At 69.9% G+C, this 4,810-nt stretch carries 6 protein-coding genes and 1 pseudogene; 3 read left to right on the forward strand and 4 right to left on the reverse strand.

The annotated features are described in order from the left end of the window. Nucleotides 1–1,076 (forward strand): 3'-5' exonuclease (locus VF536_RS04980; protein ID WP_331613698.1); only part of this gene is annotated, 1,076 nt, incomplete at its 5' end. A gap of 31 nt (nt 1,077–1,107) precedes the next feature. On the opposite strand, the gene VF536_RS04985 is transcribed toward VF536_RS04980, so the two are convergent. After that, nucleotides 1,108–1,854 carry a hypothetical protein gene (locus VF536_RS04985; protein ID WP_331613699.1) on the reverse strand — a complete coding sequence of 249 codons (747 nt, stop codon included), beginning with the start codon at nt 1,852–1,854 and terminating at the stop codon, nt 1,108–1,110. A gap of 133 nt (nt 1,855–1,987) precedes the next feature. Here VF536_RS04985 and VF536_RS04990 point away from each other — a divergent pair, with 133 nt between their 5' ends. Further along, nucleotides 1,988–2,680 carry a glutathione S-transferase N-terminal domain-containing protein gene (locus VF536_RS04990; protein WP_331613700.1) on the forward strand — a complete coding sequence of 231 codons (693 nt, stop codon included), beginning with the start codon at nt 1,988–1,990 and terminating at the stop codon, nt 2,678–2,680. 62 nt (nt 2,681–2,742) lie between these two features. On the opposite strand, the gene VF536_RS04995 is transcribed toward VF536_RS04990, so the two are convergent. Together VF536_RS04995 and VF536_RS05000 are read right to left on the reverse strand one after the other, a co-directional pair. Continuing rightward, nucleotides 2,743–2,970 carry a hypothetical protein gene (locus VF536_RS04995; RefSeq protein WP_331613701.1) on the reverse strand — a complete coding sequence of 76 codons (228 nt, stop codon included), beginning with the start codon at nt 2,968–2,970 and terminating at the stop codon, nt 2,743–2,745. 31 nt (nt 2,971–3,001) lie between these two features. Further along, nucleotides 3,002–3,850, reverse strand: coding sequence for a PEP-CTERM sorting domain-containing protein (locus tag VF536_RS05000; protein WP_331613702.1), 849 nt, complete (start codon nt 3,848–3,850; stop codon nt 3,002–3,004). 389 nt (nt 3,851–4,239) lie between these two features. On the opposite strand from VF536_RS05000, the gene VF536_RS05005 reads away from it, so the two are divergent. Further along, nucleotides 4,240–4,497 carry a hypothetical protein gene (locus tag VF536_RS05005; RefSeq protein ID WP_331613703.1) on the forward strand — a complete coding sequence of 86 codons (258 nt, stop codon included), beginning with the start codon at nt 4,240–4,242 and terminating at the stop codon, nt 4,495–4,497. 59 nt (nt 4,498–4,556) lie between these two features. Here the strand turns inward: VF536_RS05005 and VF536_RS05010 are convergent. Next, nucleotides 4,557–4,810: pseudogene (locus VF536_RS05010) on the reverse strand (hypothetical protein); the annotation flags it as partial.

Here is a 4,810-nt window from a genome sequence, read left to right on the forward strand (position 1 = left end):
GGCGTTATGCCTGGCTGTACGGCTTCGTCCGGGCTCTCAAGAGCCGCGCGCTGAAGCTGGCCGCACCAGCCGAGCCCGATGCCGTGCAGTTGCTGACGGTGCACGGCGCCAAGGGGCTGGAGGCGAAGGTCGTGATCCTGATGGACGCCGAGGCGGGGCCGGCGCGCTCCGAGAGCATGGCGCTGGCGATCTCGTGGCCGGTGCTGGAAGCGGTGCCGCAGACGGTGGCCTTCCTGGTGTCCGAGGCCAAGCCGCCGCCGTCGCTGCAGGCCTTGCTCGACGACGAGAAGGACCAGCGCCAGCGCGAGGAACTCAACGCGCTGTACGTCGCGATGACACGTGCGCGCCATCGGTTGCTGCTGAGCCGCACCCCGGCGAAGCGCCAGAGTTCATCGGGGACCTGGTGGACGCGGGTGCAGCCTCAGGCCGAGGCGATGGTGGTGCCGGATGTCGCCGAGGGCGGGGTCTTGCCGGACGAGGACGTCGCGCGGCTCAAGGTGCTGCCGCGCGTGGAACCGTTGCCGGTCGAGGTGGCCGACGCGGGGGCGGACGTGGGCCAGAGCCCGGACGAGGTCGACGACAGCGCGGCGCTCGGCGAGGCCCTGCATCGCGTGCTCGAATGGCACAGCGGACCGCGAGGCGGCGCGCAGGCGCTGGAGCGGCTGATGGCCGCCGCGGCGCAGATGTACGGGCTCGACGCGCGCCGCACCGAGCGGCTCGAGCGCAGCGTGCACGCGATCCTGGGCGGTGCGGACTGCGCGTCGTTCTTCGACGCCGCCGCGCTCGACTGGCACGGCAACGAGGTGCCGCTCAGCTGGAACGGCCACGACATGCGGCTGGACCGGCTGGTCAGCCGCCGCGACGGCGCGGGCGTGCCCATCTGGTGGGTGCTCGACTACAAGCTCCACCCGGCGCCGCAACGCAATCCCGAATACATCCAGCAGCTGTGGCGCTACCGCGAGGCGGTGATGGCGCTGCAGCCCGGCGAGCCGGTGCGCTGCGCCTTCATCACCGGGCAGGGCCGGTTGATCGACTGCACCGAGGCGGTGGCCGGCGCGGCCGATCTCTTCGCCTGAGCAGCCGCCTGAGCAGCCGCCTGAGCAGCCGTCAGGCCGGCGAGCCGTAATCCCCTTCGGACGGCCGGCTGTGCCAGGCCACCGAGGTCGTGGTCGGCCAGGGTCCGCCGTCGCCCAGGCGCTGGTGCACCGCCTGCGCGCTGGCCGCCGCGGCTTCCAGCACGCGGGTCAGCATCTGGAACTCTGGCAGCGACGGCTCCGGCATCGTCGTGCGCAGGTAGACGTTCCCACGCAGGCTCAGCAGCACAAAGGGTCTGCCTTCCACCAGCACGTCCTGCGTCGCCTGCGCCAGCCGCTCGTTCAGGTCCTTGTCGAGCCAGGCCATCACCAGCTCGCGGTTGATGCCCACCGCGCCGAAGCGCTGCCGCACGAGCTTGGACTCCATCTGCGAGTGCTTGGGGAACATCACCAGCCAGCGCATCTCCTCGGGCGTGTCCGTGTCCACGCGCGTGCGCAGCGTGTCGGTGTAGGCCTCGAAGACGTTGCTCTCCAGACGCTCCATCAGCTTGCGCTCGATGAGCATCATCTGCATGTCGGGATTGATCTTGAGCTCGCAGCGCATGCGCAGCTCGTAGCCGTCGATGTAGCTGCGCTGCGAGGGCCCCCACTCGATGCGGGTGAGGCCGGGCAGCGTGCGGGGCAGGTCGATGACGAAGCCGCGCCCGTCGCGGGCCTGGCGCAGCTGGCCGCCGCGCTCCGAAGCCCATTCGCTCAAGGGACGCCACCGCGCCGCATTGGCACGGGCGGCGAACCACAGTTTGATTTGTTTGATTACCATGAGGCGGGACGATGCGCGAGGGGCCCGGGGTCCGTGCATTGACGAGTCGACGGCGGTGTCCGCCGAGGTGTCGACTGACGTGTCGACAGGATTGTCGGCAAACTGGGCCTCGCGCCCGAACGGAGAACGCTTGATGATCGAAGTGTATTCATGGCCCACGCCCAATGGCCACAAGGTGCACATCATGCTGGAAGAGTGCCGCCTGCCTTACCGGGTGATTCCCGTGGACATCGGCGCCGGCGACCAGTTCGACGCGAAATTCCTGGCCATCAGCCCCAACAACAAGATCCCCGCGATCGTCGATCCCGACGGCCCGGACGGGCAGCCGATCTCGCTGTTCGAGTCGGGCGCGATCCTGCTCTACCTGGCCGGCAAGACCGGGCAGTTCCTGCCGCCCGACACGCGCGGGCGCTACGAGGCGCTGCAGTGGCTGATGTTCCAGATGGGCGGCGTCGGGCCGATGCTGGGCCAGACCCACCACTTCCGGATGTACGCCCCCGAGAAGATCGAGTACGCCATCGACCGCTACACCAACGAGGCCAAACGCCTCTACGGCGTGATCGACCGGCGCCTGGCCCACACGAAGTACATCGCGGGGGGCGCGTACGGCATCGCCGACATGGCGATCTTCCCGTGGCTGCGCGGCGCCAAGAACCAGGGCGTGGAGATGTCGGACCATCCGCATCTGAAGGGCTGGTTCGACGAGATCGCGAAGCGGCCCGCCGTGGCGCGCGCCGTCGAGGTGCTGGCCGAGAAGCGCCGGCCGCTGGTCGACGACAAGGCGCGCGAGGTGCTGTTCGGCAAGACCCAGTACGAACGGCGCTGAAGCCGATCGAGCGGCCGGGCCAGCCGTGCAGCGGGCGTCTGGTCGACCGGACGTCGCGGGGGTCAGATCTTGCCCAGCCGCGCCCGGTCGCCGAGCTCGGTCAGCCAGCGGCGGCCGTCCTCGCGGATGGCCGTCGCCAGCCCCTTGTCCTGCAGGCGCTGCTGCATCTCCTCGCTGACCGGCATGCCGCCGGGCGATTGCGGCAGGAAGTAGAGCGCGGCGCGCTCGTCCTCGGTGATCACCAGGTCGGCGGGCGGGACGGGGAAGTTGAAGGTCGGCGGCGTGGACATGCGCCGCAGTATCCCTCAGGGTCCGGCTCCGTCAGGCCATGGTGACGGCCGCGGCCGAGGCCTTGACGGCGCGGGCGCGCCGACGGCCGGCCACGCCCGCCGCCAGCGCGGCGATGCCCAGCAGCGCGAGCGAACCCGGCTCGGGCAGTTCGCCCGCGGCGAAGGCCAGCGAATTGGCCATCAGCAGCGCGCCGTCGCTCGACGGATTCCAGCCGCCGGGCGCCACGTCGCTGGAGGTGGGGAACATGTTCAGCCCGACGACCACGCCGTTGTGGTCCATGCGGTAACCCGCCAGCGCCTGGCCGTTGCTCCAGTCGGCGACGATCTCGGCGCCGGCCTTGGCCGTGAGGCGGTAGCACAGCGCGGACGCGCCGCCGTTGAAGCTGGTGATGTCGCGCATCAGCGGGCTGTCGGAACGGACCACCTGGCCCAGGCCGCCGCAGGAGTTCTGGTTGTTGCTGGTGTTGAAGACGTCGTAGTTGGCGGAGACGAAGCGGCCCTGCATGCCCTTGAATCCGGAGGTCGCGTGCGACAGGCCGGCTTCGACCACGCCGCCGCCCAGGTCCACGTAGTCCGCCAGCACGTTGCCCAGCTGCAGGGCGCTGGCGAAGGGCACGGTGGCGCTTTCGTTGTAGACCAGGACCGCGTCGTAGGCCGTCAGCATCGCCAGCGTGGGCGTGCCGGTGGCGACGTTGAAGACGTCGACCACGCCGCTGACCACACCGGTGGCGGCGATCTTGGACTGCACGTCGGCCAGGCCGCCCGCCTGCACGGGCGCGCCCAGGATCAGCACCGAGGCCTGCGCGGCCGCGGCGGTGGCGCACAGCGCGGCGGCGGCCAGGGTGGTGCGGAGACGGGGAAGGAGGGTCGAGCGCTTCATCGGGGGTTCTCTCTCTGACTGTCGTTCTTGTCGTCGGTGGCGGGAGGCCGAAACCGGAGGCGGAAACCGGCGGAGGGAAGCAACATCCAAGCCATGAGGCGCGAAGGCTTGTCGGCTCAAGGACTTGCGTGGTTTGTCCCTGGAGAATGGGTCAGTGAATGTAATGAAACCCGACACTTCCGGCGTGGAAGTTGCTTCGCGGATCGCCCGCCCGGGCGGGCGCCGGCTTCCCTTGTAATGCGGGGGTAAAACATCGTCGGCCCGCGTGGCGCCGGATGACGGTTGGAGGGAAACTTGCCCAGGCGTGAAGGTCGTACCTGCTTGCCAACGGGCGAAGTTCCGGGGCGCAGTTCCGATCACCACGCCATCACAACGCCAAAGGAGTCCGCATGTCAGCCAAGCCAGACCACACCGATGCCGTCGGAGGTGTCGAGAGCCACAACGGACGCTGGTTCGTCCGCGAAGTCGTCGGCGAGGCCCCGCCGTTCCGCGCGCGTTACCTGGTGATCGCCGCGCATGCGGCGGCCAGCGGCAAGCCGGAGCTGAACGGCTACTGGCATGAGCTGGAACGCAGCTTCGACACCTGGAGTTATGCGGCGGACGCGGCGCTGGAGGCGGCGCAGCGCACGATCGATTTCCGTCCTTGAGCCCGCGCAGAGGCGCCCCCGGGGCGCCTCTGCAGCGCCTCTGAAGCACCGCCGACGGGTCACATCCCGGTGGTGATCTTCTTCTGCAGCGCCTTGTACTGGTCCAGGCGCGGACCGCCGAGCGCGACCGCACGCTCGATCGCGAGCGAGGCCTTGTAGCGCTGACCCTGTTCCAGCAGCACCTGCGCCAGGTTGTTCCAGCCCTCGGGCAGATCGGGCCGCACGTCGGTGAGCCGCGCGTAGTGCCGGGCCGCGGTGCGGCGGTCCTTGGCCGCGTAGGCGGTGTTGCCGGCGCCCAGCAGCAGCACGGGCT

It is taken from the genome of Roseateles sp. (assembly GCF_036486225.1).
Taxonomy (GTDB): Bacteria; Pseudomonadota; Gammaproteobacteria; order Burkholderiales; family Burkholderiaceae_C; genus Roseateles.

Coding starts and splice junctions, on each gene's coding strand:
- VF536_RS04990 (WP_331613700.1), top strand. CDS start 1,988: ATGATCGAAGTGTATTCATGGCCCACGCCCAATGGCCACAAGGTGCAC.
- VF536_RS05005 (WP_331613703.1), top strand. CDS start 4,240: ATGTCAGCCAAGCCAGACCACACCGATGCCGTCGGAGGTGTCGAGAGC.
- VF536_RS05000 (WP_331613702.1), bottom strand. CDS start 3,850: ATGAAGCGCTCGACCCTCCTTCCCCGTCTCCGCACCACCCTGGCCGCC.
- VF536_RS04995 (WP_331613701.1), bottom strand. CDS start 2,970: ATGTCCACGCCGCCGACCTTCAACTTCCCCGTCCCGCCCGCCGACCTG.
- VF536_RS04985 (WP_331613699.1), bottom strand. CDS start 1,854: ATGGTAATCAAACAAATCAAACTGTGGTTCGCCGCCCGTGCCAATGCG.